The following is a 16,529-nucleotide window of genomic DNA, read 5'->3' on the forward strand; positions in this document are numbered from 1 at the left end:
GCCTTGCGCGGGAATACGTCACGCAAGGAATCTCATGACACGAGCAGGCGATGGACAAGGTCCGGCCGCCGCGCCGTATTTCTTCATCAGGCGTGCGCGGTACACATCGACCGTGCGCGGGCTGACGCCGAGCTTGCGGCCGATCAGCTTGCTGGTCAGGCCCTCGATCAGCAGCGCGGCGATCTCGCGCTCGCGCGGCGTGAGGTCGGCCTTGAGCTGGCGTGTCGCGGACAGGTCCTCGAAGCTCCAGATGCCGCTCGCATGCGGCTGCGACGGGTCCAGCGCGCGGCCCGACACGTGGCACCAGAACAGCTCGCCCGCGCGCGATCCGCCGACGCGCTTCATCACGCGCTCGTCGGCGTAATAGCCGGCGGCATCGAGGCTCGCGACGATGCGCTCCCCGGTGCGCTCGAATTCGACGGGGCTCGGATACAGCAGCGCGAAGCTGTGGCCGATCAACTGCTCGCGCTGCGCGCCGAAGATCTCCAGCACCAGCCGGTTGCAGTCTCTGATCAGGCGGTTCTCGGAAATCACCAGCCCGATCGGGGCCTGGTCGAACGCGGTGCGGTAGTCGAGGCTCATGGGAGGCAGGTCGGAACGGGCCGCAGCAGTCACAACAGCGCGTAGGTCGTCGTCGACTGCACGGCCAGCCGGCCCTGCTCGTCGAGCAGGTCGATCTGCCCGAACGCCAGGTTCCTGCCGCGGCGCAGCAGGCGCGCCTCGATCGTGCAGCGGGCGCCGGAGACCGGGCGGATGAAGGTCGATTGCAGCTGGACGGTCGTCATCGGGCGGAACTCGCCCAGCTCGCGCATCATGAGCAGCACCATCGCCGTGTCGGCCGCGGCCATCGACGCCTGCCCGCACATCACGCCGCCGACATGGATCAGCTCGGGCGCAACCGGCATGGTCAATCGCAGCAGCCCATCTTCCGCATGGACGGGCTCCAGGCCGAGTGCGACGATCCAGGGCGCGAAGATCTTCGGGATCTGCGCGCGCAGCGCGTCCAGGGACAGGGCGTCCGGGGGCAGGGTCATCGGGCTTCCTTCGGGGACTCGGTGGCGGGATGGCTGCGCGAGGAGGCAGCGGCGGATGCTTAATCAATTCTACGTAGCGCTTACCTAATGCCTTACGTAGTAGATTGGCCGACCGGTTCTGGACCAGTTCTGAAACCCGTGGATCAACGGCAAGCAGGAGACATCGGATGAACAAGCTTTTCCCCAATGCCGAGGCGGCGTTGGACGGCATCGTGGCGGACGGCCAGTTGCTGGCTGTCGGCGGCTTCGGCCTGTGCGGCATTCCGGAGGCGCTGATCGCGGCGCTGCGGGACAGCGGCACCAAGGGCCTGACCGTCATCAGCAACAACGCGGGCGTGGACGGCTTCGGCCTGGGCCAGCTGCTCGAGACGCGGCAGATCAGGAAGATGATCTCCAGCTACGTTGGCGAGAACAAGGAGTTCGAGCGCCAGTACCTGGCCGGTGAACTTGAACTCGAGTTCACGCCGCAGGGCACGCTGGCCGAGAAGCTGCGCGCCGGCGGCGCGGGCATCCCGGCCTTCTTCACGCGCACCGGCGTCGGCACGCTGGTGGCCGAGGGCAAGGAGATCCGCGAGTTCGACGGCCATCAGTACGTGATGGAGCGCGCGCTCAATCCGGATGTGGCGCTGGTCAAGGCGCACATCGCCGACAAGAGCGGCAACCTGATCTTCCGGCGCACGGCGCGCAACTTCAATCCGGCCTGCGCGATGGCCGGCAAGGTCACGGTGGTGGAGGTGGAGCAGGTCGTCGAGGTCGGCGAGCTGGATCCCGACAGCATCCATCTGCCCGGGATCTACGTGCACCGCATCGTGCACAACCCGAATCCTGAGAAGCGCATCGAGAAGCGCACCATCCGCCCCGCGGCTTGAGGAGAGAGACATGCCCTGGACCCAAGACCAGATGGCGGCACGTGCCGCGCAGGAACTGGAAGACGGCTTCTATGTGAATCTCGGCATCGGCATTCCGACGCTGGTGGCGAACTTCGTGCCGGCGGACAAGGAAGTGTGGCTGCAGAGCGAGAACGGCATGCTCGGCATCGGCCCGTTCCCGACGGAGGACGAGGTCGACGCCGACCTCATCAACGCCGGCAAGCAGACGGTGACGACGATACCTGGCTCGTCCATCTTCGGCAGCCACGACAGCTTCGCGATGATCCGCGGCGGCAAGATCAACCTCAGCATCCTGGGCGCGATGCAGGTCAGCGAGCGCGGCGACCTCGCCAACTGGATGATCCCCGGCAAGATGGTGAAGGGCATGGGCGGCGCGATGGACCTGGTCGCCGGCGTCAAGCGCGTGATCGTGCTGATGGAGCACGTCGCCCGCAAGAAGGACGGCACCGAGGACCTGAAGATCATCCCGACCTGCACGCTGCCGCTGACGGGCGTGGGCGTCGTCAACCGCATCATCACGGACCTGGCCGTGATGGACGTGACTCCGCAGGGCCTGAAGCTGGTCGAGCTCGCCCCCGAAGTGACCCGCGAGTTCGTGCAGAGCAAGACCGGCGTGACGCTGATCTGAGCAAGACCTGGCACCACTCGTGGCAAGACCTGCCACACGTACTCCCCAGGCCCCTGGGCAGCGAGAGCGGGTGGGGCCGGAAGGGTGCTGGGGGTTCCCGGAGGGATGCCCCCTGCACCCTGGAGAGCCCGCGCTTGGCTCCTCGCAGGAGAGTGCGCAATGCCACCGCCGCTGGCCCTCACCCCAACCCTCTGCCGCAAGCGGGAGAGGGAGTGACGCCACACGTGCCGCGCGCGGGAAAATGGCAGTCCAGGCATCTCATGTGCCACGCGCGGGCGATGTATTTCCAGTTCGTTTCTCGCGCATATCCCACCCCGACAAGTTCGACTCGTGAATAAATCACGCCGCAACAGCCTGTTGCCGCGCCTTTCACAAGTTGTACGAATGACGGTGAATTGAAGTCCGGTCCTCGCCACCATCCCGCATCCGCTGCCTGGAGCCGATGCCGAGATGACTGCCGCCGCCACTACCCACTTTGCACCGCCCGCACTGCCCGACGACGATCGCGTCGTTGACGACACCACCACCGTCGGCACGACGGCCGCCCTCGCGGCTGCTGCTGCTGCGGCACTGCTCGCGGCCTGCGGCGGCGGCGGTGGGGGCGGCGACAGCACTGCCGGCCCGGACAGCGATCCCCAGACCAACGTGCCCACGACCGAACCCGAGGCGGCGCGCTTCCTCGGCCAGGCCGGTTTTGCCGCCAGCGCGGCGGATCTGACCAGCGTCAAGACGGTCGGTTTCGCGCGCTGGCTGGATCAGCAGTTCGACGCGCCGCGCACGCAGAGCCACTATGACTGGCTCGTGGCCAAGGGCAAGGGCGCCGAGGCCAACCGCTACAGCCTGGACGGTGTCGACGCGACGCTGTGGCGCAAGCTGATCGGCTCGCCCGACCAGTTGCGCCAGCGCGTGGTGCTGGCCTTGTCGGAGATTTTCGTCGTCTCGATGAACGGCCTGCCGATCGCGTGGCCGCAATTCGCGACCGCCGGCTACGTCGACATGCTGGAAGAGCGTTGCTTCGGCAGCTTCCGCGCGCTGATCGAGGGCGTGACGCTGTCCCCGGCGATGGGCGTCTACCTGGCCATGCGCGGCAACCGCAAGGAAGACGTGAAGAGCGGCCGCCAGCCCGACGAGAACTACGCCCGCGAGGTGATGCAGCTGTTCACCATCGGCCTGAACCAGCTCAACGCCGACGGCACGCCCAAGATGGTCAACGGCAAGACCGTCGACACCTACACGTTGCAGCAGATCACCGATCTGGCGCGCGTGTTCACGGGCTGGGACTTCGACGTCGACTCCTCCGACGTGGACGGCCTCGACTTCAGCTACATGAAGCGCCCGATGCGGCAGAACGCCTCGCGCTTCTCCACCGGCGAGAAGAAGGTGCTGGACGCCGTCATCCCCGCGACGGCCGATGGCGCCGCCGCGATGAAGGTCGCGCTGGACACGCTGACCGCGCATCCCAACGTCGGCCCGTTCATCGGCCGGCAACTGATCCAGCGCCTGGTGGCCTCGAACCCGAGCCCCGCCTACGTGCAGCGCGTCGCCGCGGTCTTCGACAACAACGGCAAGGGCGTGCGCGGCGACATGCGCGCGGTGATCCGCGCGATCCTGCTCGACACCGAGGCCCGCACGCGGTCCACCGCGCCCAGCGCCGGCAAGCTGCGCGAGCCGCTGCAGCGCATGATCCAGTGGGCGCGCACCGTGGGCCTGAGCTCGCCCGGCGACCTCTGGGCCGTCGGCGACACCAGCAACCCGTCGTCGCGCCTGGGGCAGAGCCCGATGCGCAGCGGCTCGGTCTTCAACTTCTTCCGGCCGGGTTATGTGCCGCCCAACTCGCAGCTGGGCACCAACAGCGTGACCGCGCCCGAGTTCCAGCTCTGCAACGAGAGCACCGTCGCCGGCTACCTGAACTACATGCAGGGCCTGATCGGCAACGGCGTCAGCGACATGAAGCCCGATTACACCGCCGATCTCGCGCTGGTCGCCGACGCGCCCGCGCTGGTGCGGCGCCAGGCGCAGCTGATGGGCGGCGGCGACATCTCGGAGGCCACGATCACCACGATCGCCACCGCCGTCGCCACGATCAAGGTCGACACCGACACCAACAAGCTGAACCGCGTCAAGGCCTCATGGCTGATGGTGCTGGCGGCGCCCGAATACCAGGTCCAGAAATAACCAGCCGTGAGCGGAGTGCCGACCATGACCCACCTCTCCAAGCTTCCCTCGCTGCGCCGTCGCGAATTCCTCAAGCGCGCCTCGGCGGTCTCCATCGCCGGCACGGCCGCGCCCTGGGCGCTGCAGCTGGCCGCCATCGGCGAGGCCGCCGCGGCCGCCGCGCCGGGCGACTACAAGGCCATCGTCTGCCTGTTCATGTACGGCGGCAACGACTACGGCAACACGGTGATCCCGTACGACACGGCGAACTACCAGGCCTACGCCAACATCCGCCAGGCGCTGGCGATCCCGCGCGATCAGCTCGCCGCCACGGCGCTGACGCCGTCCCTCGCGCTGCCCGACGGCCGGCAGCTGGCGCTGGCGCCGACGATGAACCGGCTCAAGCCGGTCTTCGACGCGGGCCGGCTCGCGGTGATGCTCAACATCGGCCCGCTGATGCAGCCGACGACGCTCGCCCAGTACAAGGCCGCCAACGTGCCGTTGCCGCCCAAGCTGTTCTCGCACAACGACCAGTCCAGCCTCTGGCAATCGTCGCGGCCCGAAGGCGCGACCTCGGGCTGGGGCGGTCGCGTGGCCGACCAGTTCCTGTCCAGCAACGGCAACGCCACCTTCAGCTGCATCAACGTCTCCGGCAATGCCGTCTTCATGTCGGGCGGCCAGGCGGTGCAGTACCAGATGAGCAGCGGCGGCGCCGTCGCCATCAACGGCGCGAACCGCTCGCTGTTCGGCTCCGCCGCGTGTGCGGAAGCGCTGCGCGGCATGATCACGGGCGAGCGCCAGCACTGGATGGAGCAGGAGCTGAACCGCGTCACCGCGCGCTCGGTCAACGCGCAGGGCACGATCACCACGGCGCTGTCCACCACCACGCTGCAGACGCCGTTCGAGACCAACGGCAACGGCCTGGCGGCCCAGCTGCAGACGGTCGCGCGCCTGATCGGCGCCCGCGCCTCGCTGGGCGTGCAGCGGCAGGTGTACTTCGTGTCGATCGGCGGCTTCGACCTGCACGACAACCTGATGTCGCAGCAGCCGGTGCTGCTGGGCAACGTCGGCAGCGCGATGGCGAGTTTCGACGCGGCGCTCGTCGAGCTCGGCGTCGCCCAGAACGTCACGACCTTCACGGCTTCCGACTTCGGTCGCACGCTGAGCTCCAACGGCGACGGTTCCGACCACGGCTGGGGCAGCCACCACCTGGTCATGGGCGGCGCGGTGAAGGGCGGTCGCTTCTACGGCACGGCGCCGACGGTCGCCGTCAACGGACCCGACGACGTCGGCCAGGGCCGGCTGCTGCCGACCACCTCGGTCGACCAGCTGGCAGCGACGCTGGCGCTGTGGATGGGCGTGCCGGCGACCGACCTGCCGGGGATCCTTCCGGGGATCGTGAACTTCAACCAGAAAGACCTCGGGCTCTTTGCGGCCTGATTTCGAACATCTCGGCGGCGATCGCCGGGACTGGCCGGTTTGTACGCGCCAATTACATCGGGCGAGGTCGCCGGGACAGGGGATCGAGGACGCGTCGGGACCGCGTCGACGGGATCGGGACGGGACCGGAGGGTCAGGTCGTGAGAAGTCGCACGGGCCGTTCGACGAAGCCGGAACAAATACCGGTCGATCGCCGGGAACGCCGATGATCACGGGGGAAACGGGCGACTGTCGAGGTCGAACGGCACGGTAACCGGATGCGTTTCCGGGCCTTTCCGCTGTTGCGGATCGGATGCTGATTTCGGCGGCGGGACTCTCTAGAGTCGCGGCCGTCAGCAGTAACGACGCACCCCCACCATGTTCCGTTTCCCCTGGTCTTCCGCAGCCGTCACGGCTGCTGCCGCTGCCCTCAGCGCCTGCGGCGGCGGGGGAGGCGGCGGCGATTCGTCCGCAGCCCCGTCCGGCTCCGGGCAGTCACCCGACGGCTCGCCAGCTCCAGCGCCCTCGCCGGCGCCGGGCCCGACGCCTGCGCCGGCACCAGCGCCTGCTTCAGAACCCCCGCCTGGACCAGCGCCTGCGCCGGACCCCGCACCGTCCCCGTCGCCCGCTCCCGCGGCGAGCATCGTCCTGCCGCTCCCGAACGACGCCCAGGCCTCGCGCTTCCTCGCGCAGGCCGGCTTCGCCGCGAGCGAGGCCGACATCGCCACGCTGAAGTCCGTCGGCTACAACCACTGGCTGGACCTGCAGTTCCTCGCGCCGCGCACCGAGTCCCATTGGGACTGGGTGGTCCGCAACGGTTATGCGATCGAGGCCAACAAGTACTTCTATTACAACGGCTTCTACAACTCCGTCTGGCGCAAGTTCATCAGCTCGCCGGACCAGTTGCGCCAGCGCATGGTGCTGGCGCTCTCGGAGATCTTCACCGTCTCGGCGCCGAGCCTCGACATCCCGTGGCGCACCATGGCGATGACCGCCTATGCGGACCTGCTGGAGGAGAACGCCTTCGGCACCTTCCGCGGCCTGCTGGAGGCGGTGACGCTGTCGCCGGCCATGGGCGCCTTCCTGGCGATGCGCGGCAGCAGGAAGGAGGACGCCAAGGGCCGTCAGCCCGACGAGAACTTCGCCCGCGAGGTGATGCAGCTATTCACCATCGGCCTGGTGCAGCTGAACCTCGATGGCACGGTGCAGGCCAGCGGCGGCCGGCCGGTCGAGACCTACGACCAGACGGTGGTCACGCAGCTGGCGCGCGCCTTCACCGGATGGGACTTCGACACCGCGAACGTCGCGGGTGCCGATCCTTCCTTCATGCGCCGGCCGATGGTGCACAACGCGGCCAACTTCTCAAGCGGCGCGAAGTCGGTGCTCGGCAGCACCATCTCCGCGGGCGTCGACGGCCCGACCGCGCTGCGCCAGGCGCTGGACACGCTGGCCAATCATCCGAACGTCGGGCCCTTCTTCGGCCGCCAGTTGATCCAGCGCTTCGTCTGCTCCCACCCGAGCGGCGCGTACGTGCAGCGCGTGGCGCAGGTGTTCAACAACAACGGCCAGGGGGTGCGCGGCGACCTGAAGGCGGTGCTGCGCGCCGTGCTGCTGGATCCGGAGGCGCGCCTGATCGAGGCCAGCGTGAGCAGCTCCGGCAAGCTGCGCGAGCCGGTGCTGCGCTTCGTCCAGGTGGCGCGGTCGGTCAAGCTGAGCTCGGCCGGCCAGTGGACCATCCACGAGACCAGCGACCCGGAGACCCGGCTCGGCCAGAGTCCGTTCTTCAGCCCGTCGGTCTTCAACTTCTACCGGCCCGGCTACGTGCCGCCGAACTCGTCGATGACGGCAACCGGCGTGACCGCGCCGGAGTTCCAGCTGCTCAACGAGGTGACGGTCACCGGCTACCTGAACTTCATGCAGACGCTGCTGACGACCGGGCAGGGCGATGCGAGGCCGGACCTGACGGACGACATGGCGCTCTCCACCGACGCACGCGCGATGGTGGCGCGGCAGGCGCTGCTGCTCGGCGGCGGTGCGGTCTCGGACGCGACGCAGCAGCGCATCGCGGCCGCGGTCACGACGATCGCGGCCAACACCGACGACGGCAAGATCAACCGTGCTCGCGCCGGTTGGATGCTGCTGCTCGCCTGTCCCGAGTACCAGATCCAGAAATGACGACGTCGCCGCGCGGCGACGTTCACCGGAGAACTTCCGTGGCTCATGTGTCCAAGCTGTCCTCGCTGCATCGTCGCGAGTTCCTCAAGCGCGCTTCGGTCGCGTCCGCCGTGGGCGCCGCCGCGCCGTGGGCCTTGCAGCTCGCCGCGATCGGCGACGCCGCCGCCGCGACGACGGGCGGCGACTACAAGGCGCTGGTGTGCGTGTTCCTGTACGGCGGGAACGACCACGGCAACACCGTGATCCCGTACGACGCCGTCAGCCACCAGGCCTATACGGCCATCCGCCCGACGCTGGCGATCGGACGTGACGCGCTCGCGGCCACCGCGCTGGCGCCGACGGTGGCGCTGCCGGACGGCCGCCAGATGGCGCTCGCGCCGGGGCTCTCGGCGATCAAGCCCGTCTTCGACGCCGGCCGGCTCGCGGTGATGCTGAACATCGGCACGCTGACCGCGCCGATGACGCTGGCGCAGTTCAAGTCCGGCGCGGTGCCGGCGCCGCCCAAGCTGTTCTCCCACAACGACCAGTCCAGCCTCTGGCAGTCCTCCAACGTCGAGGGCGCGCGGACCGGGTGGGGCGGTCGCATGGCCGACCTCATGCTGTCGGGCAACGGTCGCGCGGGGCTGACCTGCATCAATGTCTACGGCAACGCGATCTTCCAGGCCGGCGATGCCGCGTTCCAGTACCTGACCGGCCCGGGCGGCAAGAAGCCGATCACCGGCATCGGCAGCCAGGTGTTCGGGTCGACCTCCTGCGCCAAACTGCTCCGGGCGCTGATCACCGAGGAGCGGACCCACCCGATGGAATCGGAGCTCAACCGCGTGACCGCCCGATCGATCGATCTGCAGACGACGCTGAGCACCGCGCTGACCGGCGCGGCGACGCTGTCCACCGCCTTCGCGGCGGACGCGCTCGCGCGTCAGCTGAAGATGGTGGCGAGCCTGATCGCCGCGCGTTCCTCCTTGGGCATGACGCGGCAGGTCTACTTCGTCGGCCTGGGCGGCTTCGACCTGCACGACGGGTTGACGACGCGCCATCCGGCGCTGATGCAGCAGGTCGGCGGGGCGATGGCGAGCTTCGACGCGGCGCTGCGGGAGCTGGGCATGGCCGATCAGGTCACGACCTTCACCGCGTCGGACTTCGGCCGCACGCTCAGCAGCAACGGCGACGGCACCGATCACGGCTGGGGCGCGCATCACCTGGTGATGGGCGGTGCGGTCAAGGGCGGACGCTTCTACGGCACGGCGCCGTCGGTCAGCATCAACGGGCCGGACGACGTCGGCCAGGGCCGCCTGCTGCCGACCACCTCGGTGGACCAGCTCGCGTCGACGCTGGCGCTGTGGATGGGCGTGCCGCCTTCCGAGCTGCGGACGGTGCTGCCCAACATCGGCAACTTCGCCGGCACGGACCTCGGCTTCATGTCCTGACGCACCATCGTGGATCGCGGACGACCCCGATGGATACGGGTTTCTCCGCGTCCGGCGGGCTCCCGGAATATCGGCGCGGAACCCGACATCGCCGCTTCCCCCAACCCTAGGGGGCACCGTACGTCATGTTCTGCTACGCAAGACCCTGACGTTCTCCTAACATCTCGACGACGCCCCCACGCACAACTATCGACAACAAGACCGAGCGCAAGTCGAGGGGCGCGATCCACGCATGGCCCGACCAGGGAGGCTGAGATGGACGGATTGTTGGGGAGGACCCCGGAGCTGGGTCGCCTGCTGGCCTATCGAGGGCCGGAACGCCGGCGCGGATCGCCGGATCGGTGGTGGCGCCATGCGCTGGAGGAGATCGACCTCGGGGTCTGTCTCGTCGCCGGCGAAGGGCAACTGCTCTACGCCAACAGCACCGCGCGGCGGCAGCTCGACGAGACGTCGCCGCTGCAGATCGTCGACGGTCAACTGATCGCGGCGCAGCGCAACGATCAATTGCGATTGGAAGGCGCGCTGGCCGACGTGCAGCGCGGGCTGCGGCATCTCATCTGTCTCGGGCGTGGCCCGGGGCGGCTGTCGCTGTCGGTGCTGCCGCTGCAGGACGGGCAGGGACGGCCGTCGCAGGCGATGGTCGTGCTCGGCAAACGCAACCTGTGCGGGGAGCTGCCGATGCTCGCCTTCGCGCGTGAACATCAACTGACGGCGGCGGAGCTGCAGGTGCTGCAGTCGCTCTGCTCGGGGCTGCAGCCGCAGGAGATCGCGCATCGCCACGGGGTCGCCATCTCGACCGTGCGCACGCAGATCGCGAGCGTGCGGGCCAAGACGGCGACGGAAAGCATCCGCGACCTGGTGTCGATGGTGGCGCAGTTGCCGCCGATGCAAGGCGTGTTGCGGGTGATGGAGCGGGTTTGAGGCTGCCTGCCTGCTGAGGACCGCGCGTTGGCCGCGAGGTCAAGGGGCCTTGGCGTCAAGCGCCAAAACCCCTCGACCTCCCGTCCCCAACCATCGCCGTACTGCCTCGGTTTTGCTGCCGAGGACTTCGTGGGGGGTCAGGTGCGCTTGGGCTCGAGCGTCTTCTTGTAGAGGGTCGAGCCCTCCAGATCCTTCAGGGTGACCGTCATGGCGCGCGTTTTCGCGTCGATGTCGACCTGGCCGAAGAACTGCGTGTCGGGCGCGGGGGCGGCATTGGCAATGCCTGGCCCCTTCTGATACGCGACCTGCATGCCGAAGGTGCCGTCGGCCTTGTTGGGGCCGAAGCCGCCAGCGTGCAAGGGGCCGGAGACGAATTCCCAGAAGGGCAGGAAGTCGGTGTGCTTCGCCTTGGCGGGATCGAAGTAGTGCGCGGCGGTGTAGTGCACGTCGGCGGTGAGCCAGACGATGTTGTGCAGCCGGTGGCGCTTGATCTCGCTGAGCAGGCGCGCGATTTCCAGCTCGCGGCCGCGCGGCGCGCCGTCGTCGCCGTTGGCGATGGCCTCCCACTTGTCGCGGCCTTCGGCGTCCTTGCCGTCGTTGACGTGCAGGCCGATCGGCATGTCGGCGGCGATGACCTTCCAGACGGCCTTCGAGCGCTTCAGTCCTTCGAGCAGCCACGCGATCTGCGGCCGGCCCATGAAGGCGCTGTCGGCGTTCTCCTCGGTCTGGAGGTTGGCGCTGTTGGGACCGCGGTAGCTGCGCATGTCGACGACGAAGACGTCCAGCAGCGGACCCTGCGGCAGGTGGCGGTAGATGCGTTCGCTCTCGGCGTCGCCGAAGCGGCGCATCGGCGCGTATTCCTGGAAGGCCTTGGTGGCGCGGGCGACGAGCAGCGGGATGTTCTTCTCGGTGTAGCGGGCGTCGCCGGAGAGGTCCTTGCTGTCGGAGTAGTTGTTGGTGACCTCGTGGTCGTCCCACTGCCAGATCTGCGGCACGTCGGCCGACATGCGGCGGACGTTGGCGTCCATCAGGTTGTAGCGGTAGCGGCCGCGGTACTCGTCGAGCGTCTCGGCGACCTTGCTGGTCTGCTCGGTGACGACGTTGCGCCAGAGCGATCCGTCGGGGAGCTTGATCTCGGCCGGGATGGGACTGTCGGCGTAGATGGTGTCGCCGCTGTGCAGGAAGAAGTCGGGATTGATGCGGCGGATCTGCTCATAGATCTTCATGCCGCCCCATTGCTCGTTGATGCCCCAGCCCTGGCCGCAGGTGTCTCCGCTCCAGGCGAAGCGGACATCGCGCAGGCCCTTCGCGCCGAAGGCGGCCGGCAGGCGCAGATGCCCGGCGACGGGCTCGGACAGCACGCGTTCGTTGTGCAGGTCCTGCAGGACGACGCGATAGAAGATCTCCTGCCCGGCGGGCAGGCCGCGCAGGTCGATGCGGCCGGTGAAGTCGGAGTCCTCGAGCAGATGCGGTCCGCGCACGCGCTGCAGGTTGGCGAAGCTGGCGGTGGTGGACCACTCGAGCCAGAGCCGGCTCGGGCGGTCGCCGCGGGTCCAGACGATGGCGCCGTCGGCGATCGGATCGCCGGACTGGATGCCGTGCGGCATCTGCGGGCGCATCGCGTCGCGCGTGATGACGGCGGGGGCCTGCGCGTGCGCGCCAGGCAGCGTCAGCAGCGAGGCGCCGCCCAGAAGGGTGCTGGCGTGGAGGAAGCGGCGGCGGTCCATGCGGGTCTCCCGGAGAGATCAGAAAGGCGAAGCCCGCGATGCTGCCGGGAGGGTGTGACGAGGCGGTGACCGGCCAGCGTCAGCCGACTGTCCTCACTGCCCCGCCGGCGGCTCCCAGAGCTCGACCTTGTTGCCTTCCGGGTCGATGACCCAGCCGAGCTTGCCGTACTCCGAGTCGTCGGTCTTCTCGAGGACGTTGCAGCCCTCGTCGCGCAGCGCCTTGAGCAGCGACGCGAGATCCGCCACCCGGTAATTGATCATGAAGGGCGCCTTGCTCGGCCCGAAGCCGTCGCCGCCCTCGGCCGCGCCGATGGACCAGATCGTCGAGCCGCCCGTGGGCTGGCCCGCGTCATCGGTCCATGTGAACGCCGCGCCGCCCCACGCCTGCACATCGACGCCCAGGTGCGTCCTGTACCAGTCACGCAGGACCGCCGGGTCCTTGGCGTTGAAGAAGATGCCGCCGATGCCAGTGACTCGTTTCATGTGGGAACTCCCGACAGTTGATCGATCTCAAAGACATCGACGGTCGTCTCACCGACGATGCACCGCTCCGCGCTTGAGCGTCAGCAGACACAGCAGCGCGATCAGGGTGAACAGGGCGCCGCTCCAGATCTCATAGGGCAGACCGAGCAGCGTGTACGCGGACGCTTCACTGCAATTGGCCGTGACCATGAAGATGCTCGGGATCCGATCTTCCAGCTTGAACATCGTCAGCACGCGGTCCGCGAAGGTCATGTCGCAGCTGGCCAGCTTGGAGGCGACCTCGTGCTGGTAACCCGCGGCGAACAGACCCGCCACGCCCAGCGCGCCCGACAGCAGCAGCGACAGCACGCGCACGAAGCCCACGCGCTGCAGCACCCATCCCAGGGCGCTGACCACCGCGATCAGCAGGAAGATCCCCCGCTGCATCACGCACCACGGGCATGGCTTGACGTTGAACTGGTACTGCGCCACCAAGGCCGCCGCCACGGCGGCGAGCGACACCAGCGCGCTGAAGGCCAGCACGCGCGAGGGGGTCAGGGCGCGCATCAGTCGGCGATCTCGGCGATCAGCTCGATCTCGACGCACGCGCCCATCGGGATCTGCGCCACGCCGAAGGCGCTGCGCGCATGCGCGCCCTTCTCGGGACCGAAGACCTCGCCGATCAGCTCGGACGCGCCGTTGGTCACCAGGTGCTGCTCGGTGAAGTCGCCGGTGCTGTTGACCAGGCTCATCAGCTTCACGACGCGCTTGACCTTGTTCAGGTCGCCGACCGCCGCGTGCAGCGTGCCCAGCAGGTCGATCGCGATCGCGCGCGCGGCCTGCTGGCCCGTCTTCGTGTCGGTGTCCTTGCCCAGCTGGCCCACCCAGGGCTTGCCGTCCCTCTTCGCGATATGACCGGACAGGAACACGAGGTTGCCGGTGCGGACGAACGGCACGTAGGCCGCGGCGGGCACCGCCACCGGCGGAAGTTCGATGCCGAGTTGGGTCAGGCGGTCGTAGACGGAAGTGCTCATGAGGATCTGCGCGGAAGTGGAAAAAAACGCCGGGAATCCTACACCCCGGCCTGGCGTTGGACGCTCGTCCCGCTCGCGGCCCTGCTGGGCATGGGGCTGGTCCATGTCCTCCCGGAACTGCCCGGTCCCGCCGTCTGGCGGGCCTGGACCGCGATCGCCGTGATGCTGACGTTCACGATGGTGTTGCCGCTCGCCCGCCCGGGTCGACGTCGTCGTCCGGCGCTGGCCGACGGAATCGCCTCGATCGTGTCCGTTCCTCCTGTCCCCGCCGCCGCGCATCGGCGCCGATGCCCGAGCCGCTGGACCACCCATTGGCTGGCCTGGTCGCTGCTCGCGGCGATCGCCGGGGCCGGGCTCACCGCGGCGCGGGCCGGCGCGCGCATGGCCGAGGTGCCTGACGTCGACCGCGAGGGCCAGGTGATGACCCTCACCGGCCGCGTCGACAGTCTTCCCCAGCGCACCGACGGCATCGGCGGCGTGGAGGGTTGGCGCTTCATCCTGGCGGTCGAGCCGTCCGCAGTCAGTGCCGGTACGCCGCCGCGCGTGCTGTTGTCTTGCTATCAGATGCCGTTCCGACCACGCGCCGGCGAGCGATGGCGCCTCGACGTCAAGCTGCGCCGTCCGCACGGCCTCATGAATCCTCACGGCTTCGACCAGGCGCTGTGGATGCTCGACCAGGACCTGCCCGCCGCCGGCAGTTGCCGCAGCAAGGGGCAGGAGCGACTGGCGACCAGCGGCTTCAGTGTCGACGCGTTGCGGCAGTCGATGCGCGACGCGATCGACCGCCAGCTGAGCGAGCGGCGCGACCGCCGCGGCGCCGGCGTGCTCGCCGCGCTGAGCCTGGGCGATCAGGGCGCGGTGAACGCCGCCGACTGGGGGCTGTACCGCGATGCAGGCGTGTCGCATCTGCTCAGCGTGAGCGGGCTGCACGTGACGATGTTCGCGTGGCTTGCCGGCGCGGTCGCCGGCTGGGCCTGGCGGCGCAGCACGCGGCTGTGCCTGTGCCTGCCCGCGCCGCGCGCGGCGATGTGGATCGGTGTGGTCGCCGCCGGGCTGTACGCGCTGTTCTCCGGTTGGGGCGTGCCGTCACAGCGCACGGTCGGGCTGCTCGCGATCCTCGCGCTCCTGCGTCAGGCCGGCGCGCGCTGGCCATGGCCGATGAGCCTGTGCGCCGCCGCCGCCGGGGTCTGCGCCGCCGACCCGTGGGCGCTGACGCAGGCCGGTTTCTGGCTCTCGTTCGTCGCCGTCGCGCTGCTGATGGCGGCGGACCATCGCGCCGATCCCGGCTGGCGCGGCGCGCTGCGCAACGCCTGGCACACGCAGTGGGTGGTGACACTCGGCCTCGCGCCGCTCACGCTGCTGCTGTTCCAGCAACTGTCCATCGTGGGCGTGGTGGCGAACGCCTTCGCCATCCCGCTGGTGTCCTACGTGATCACGCCGCTGGCGATGCTCGGCGTGCTGTGTCCGCCGTTGTGGACGCTGGGCGCGTGGTGCGTCGCGCTGATGAACGCGATGCTGGAGGCGCTGCGCGTCCTGCCGCTGGCGGTCTGGCACCTGCCGTGGCCGACGGCGTGGGCGCAGGCGCTGGGACTGGTCGGCGGTGCCGTGCTCGCAATGCCCTGGCCATGGCGGTTGCGGCTGGGCGGACTCGCGCTGTGCGTGCCGATGTTCTGGCCCGTCATCGAGCGGCCCGCGCCGGGGCACCTCGACCTCTGGCTGCCCGATGTCGGCCAAGGCGGCGCCACGATCCTGCGCACGCAGGGCCACACGATGGTCTTCGACGCCGGCCCGTCGTGGGGGCCGGGCTCCGATGCCGGACAACGCGTGCTGCTGCCGCTGTTGCACGGACTCGGCGAGCGGCGATTGGACCTGCTGATGGTCAGCCACGCGGACCAGGACCATGTGGGCGGCGCCGCGAGCCTGCTCGCGGGGATGCCGGTCGAGCGGCGGCTCGGCGCCGTGCCGGGCGGGGAGGGCTGCCGGCGCGGGCAGCGATGGACCTGGGACGGCGTGCGCTTCGAGGTGTTGTGGCCGATCGCCGACAGTGAGCCGGGCGAGCCGGGCGAGGCGGGTGGAGCGGGCCAGAGGCGCAAGGAGACCAGGCGCAACGCCGGTTCCTGCGTGCTGCGCGTCGAGGCCGCCGGCCGGCGCGTGCTGCTGACCGGCGATATCGAAGCGCCGCAGGAGGCGCGTCTGGTGCGCGACGAGGGTGGGGACGGCCTGCGGTCCGAAGTCCTCGTCGTGCCGCACCACGGCAGCCGGACCTCGTCGACGGTCGCGTTCGTGGGGGCGGTCGCGCCGCGCGTGGCGGCGGTTCAGTCGGGGTATCTGAACCGCTTCGGCCATCCGAAGCCGGACGTCGTGGCGCGTTACCTCGCCGCGGACGCGCTGCTGCTCAACACCGTGGACTGCGGCGCGTGGCGCTGGCGCAGCGACCGCTGGTCGCCACCGATCGACGACTGCGAACGGGCGGCGCGTCGGCGCTACTGGCTGCGCCTGCCGCCGGGTGTCCGCCAGGACCCTCCGACCTTGCCGTGGCTCCCCGACCTCGCCGCGAGCCTTCCGGAACCCGACTCCGCCGATGCCGTTCCTCCAGGCGTTCCCCCTTGAGGGCGTTCCACTCTGGGCGCGTTCCGCGTTACCTGCTGTCTCCGGGGC

General features: G+C 69.3%; 14 protein-coding genes. 8 read left to right on the forward strand and 6 right to left on the reverse strand.

Annotation, left to right across the window (positions count from 1 at the left end; all coding sequences use genetic code 11):
• Positions 1 to 18 precede the first annotated feature (18 nt).
• Positions 19 to 582 carry a LuxR C-terminal-related transcriptional regulator gene (locus ACQ4L4_RS01635; RefSeq protein WP_431102476.1) on the reverse strand — a complete coding sequence of 188 codons (564 nt, stop codon included), beginning with the start codon at positions 580 to 582 and terminating at the stop codon, positions 19 to 21.
• A 29-nt stretch (positions 583 to 611) separates the two neighbouring features.
• The gene (locus tag ACQ4L4_RS01640) at positions 612 to 1,034 is read right to left on the reverse strand and encodes a PaaI family thioesterase (protein WP_431102477.1); all 423 of its coding nucleotides are present in this window, start codon (positions 1,032 to 1,034) and stop codon (positions 612 to 614) included.
• Positions 1,035 to 1,201: 167 nt separating this feature from the next.
• On the opposite strand from ACQ4L4_RS01640, the gene ACQ4L4_RS01645 reads away from it, so the two are divergent.
• The 7 genes from ACQ4L4_RS01645 (at position 1,202) to ACQ4L4_RS01675 (ending at position 10,648) form a co-directional block, all read left to right on the forward strand.
• Positions 1,202 to 1,903, forward strand: coding sequence for a CoA transferase subunit A (locus ACQ4L4_RS01645; protein ID WP_431102478.1), 702 nt, complete (start codon positions 1,202 to 1,204; stop codon positions 1,901 to 1,903).
• A gap of 10 nt (positions 1,904 to 1,913) precedes the next feature.
• Positions 1,914 to 2,552: a CoA transferase subunit B gene (locus ACQ4L4_RS01650; RefSeq protein WP_431102479.1), complete on the forward strand. Its 639-nt coding sequence runs from the start codon at positions 1,914 to 1,916 to the stop codon at positions 2,550 to 2,552.
• A 450-nt stretch (positions 2,553 to 3,002) separates the two neighbouring features.
• Positions 3,003 to 4,727: a DUF1800 domain-containing protein gene (locus ACQ4L4_RS01655; protein ID WP_431102480.1), complete on the forward strand. Its 1,725-nt coding sequence runs from the start codon at positions 3,003 to 3,005 to the stop codon at positions 4,725 to 4,727.
• 24 nt (positions 4,728 to 4,751) lie between these two features.
• On the forward strand, positions 4,752 to 6,146 hold the full coding sequence (locus tag ACQ4L4_RS01660) for a DUF1501 domain-containing protein (RefSeq protein WP_431102481.1): 1,395 nt from the start codon (positions 4,752 to 4,754) through the stop codon (positions 6,144 to 6,146).
• 357 nt (positions 6,147 to 6,503) lie between these two features.
• Positions 6,504 to 8,300, forward strand: a complete 1,797-nt coding sequence (locus ACQ4L4_RS01665; RefSeq protein ID WP_431102482.1) for a DUF1800 domain-containing protein — start codon at positions 6,504 to 6,506, stop codon at positions 8,298 to 8,300.
• 38 nt (positions 8,301 to 8,338) lie between these two features.
• Entirely contained in the window at positions 8,339 to 9,727 is a 1,389-nt protein-coding gene (locus ACQ4L4_RS01670) for a DUF1501 domain-containing protein (protein WP_431102483.1), read from the forward strand.
• A gap of 255 nt (positions 9,728 to 9,982) precedes the next feature.
• Complete coding sequence (locus tag ACQ4L4_RS01675; RefSeq protein WP_431102484.1) at positions 9,983 to 10,648, forward strand: helix-turn-helix transcriptional regulator; 666 nt, start codon at positions 9,983 to 9,985, stop codon at positions 10,646 to 10,648.
• Between the two features lie 137 nt (positions 10,649 to 10,785).
• On the opposite strand, the gene ACQ4L4_RS01680 is transcribed toward ACQ4L4_RS01675, so the two are convergent.
• The 4 genes from ACQ4L4_RS01680 to ACQ4L4_RS01695 all read right to left on the reverse strand — a co-directional run bounded on the left by ACQ4L4_RS01680 (position 10,786) and on the right by ACQ4L4_RS01695 (position 13,871).
• Positions 10,786 to 12,375: an alkaline phosphatase D family protein gene (locus ACQ4L4_RS01680; protein ID WP_431102485.1), complete on the reverse strand. Its 1,590-nt coding sequence runs from the start codon at positions 12,373 to 12,375 to the stop codon at positions 10,786 to 10,788.
• A gap of 93 nt (positions 12,376 to 12,468) precedes the next feature.
• Positions 12,469 to 12,858 (reverse strand): VOC family protein, encoded by a 390-nt coding sequence (locus ACQ4L4_RS01685; protein ID WP_431102486.1) that lies wholly within the window; start codon positions 12,856 to 12,858, stop codon positions 12,469 to 12,471.
• A 48-nt stretch (positions 12,859 to 12,906) separates the two neighbouring features.
• On the reverse strand, positions 12,907 to 13,404 hold the full coding sequence (locus ACQ4L4_RS01690; RefSeq protein ID WP_431102487.1) for a disulfide bond formation protein B: 498 nt from the start codon (positions 13,402 to 13,404) through the stop codon (positions 12,907 to 12,909).
• A complete protein-coding gene (locus ACQ4L4_RS01695) occupies positions 13,404 to 13,871 on the reverse strand; it encodes a RidA family protein (protein ID WP_431102488.1) in 468 nt (155 codons plus the stop codon). Before ACQ4L4_RS01695 ends, ACQ4L4_RS01690 begins: the two co-directional genes overlap by 1 nt.
• Positions 13,872 to 13,961: 90 nt before the next feature.
• Here ACQ4L4_RS01695 and ACQ4L4_RS01700 point away from each other — a divergent pair, with 90 nt between their 5' ends.
• Complete coding sequence (locus ACQ4L4_RS01700; protein ID WP_431102489.1) at positions 13,962 to 16,481, forward strand: DNA internalization-related competence protein ComEC/Rec2; 2,520 nt, start codon at positions 13,962 to 13,964, stop codon at positions 16,479 to 16,481.
• The last annotated feature ends 48 nt before the right edge of the window (positions 16,482 to 16,529 follow it).

This window comes from Roseateles noduli (assembly GCF_050626985.1).
Classification (GTDB): Bacteria; Pseudomonadota; Gammaproteobacteria; order Burkholderiales; family Burkholderiaceae_C; genus Roseateles; species Roseateles noduli_A.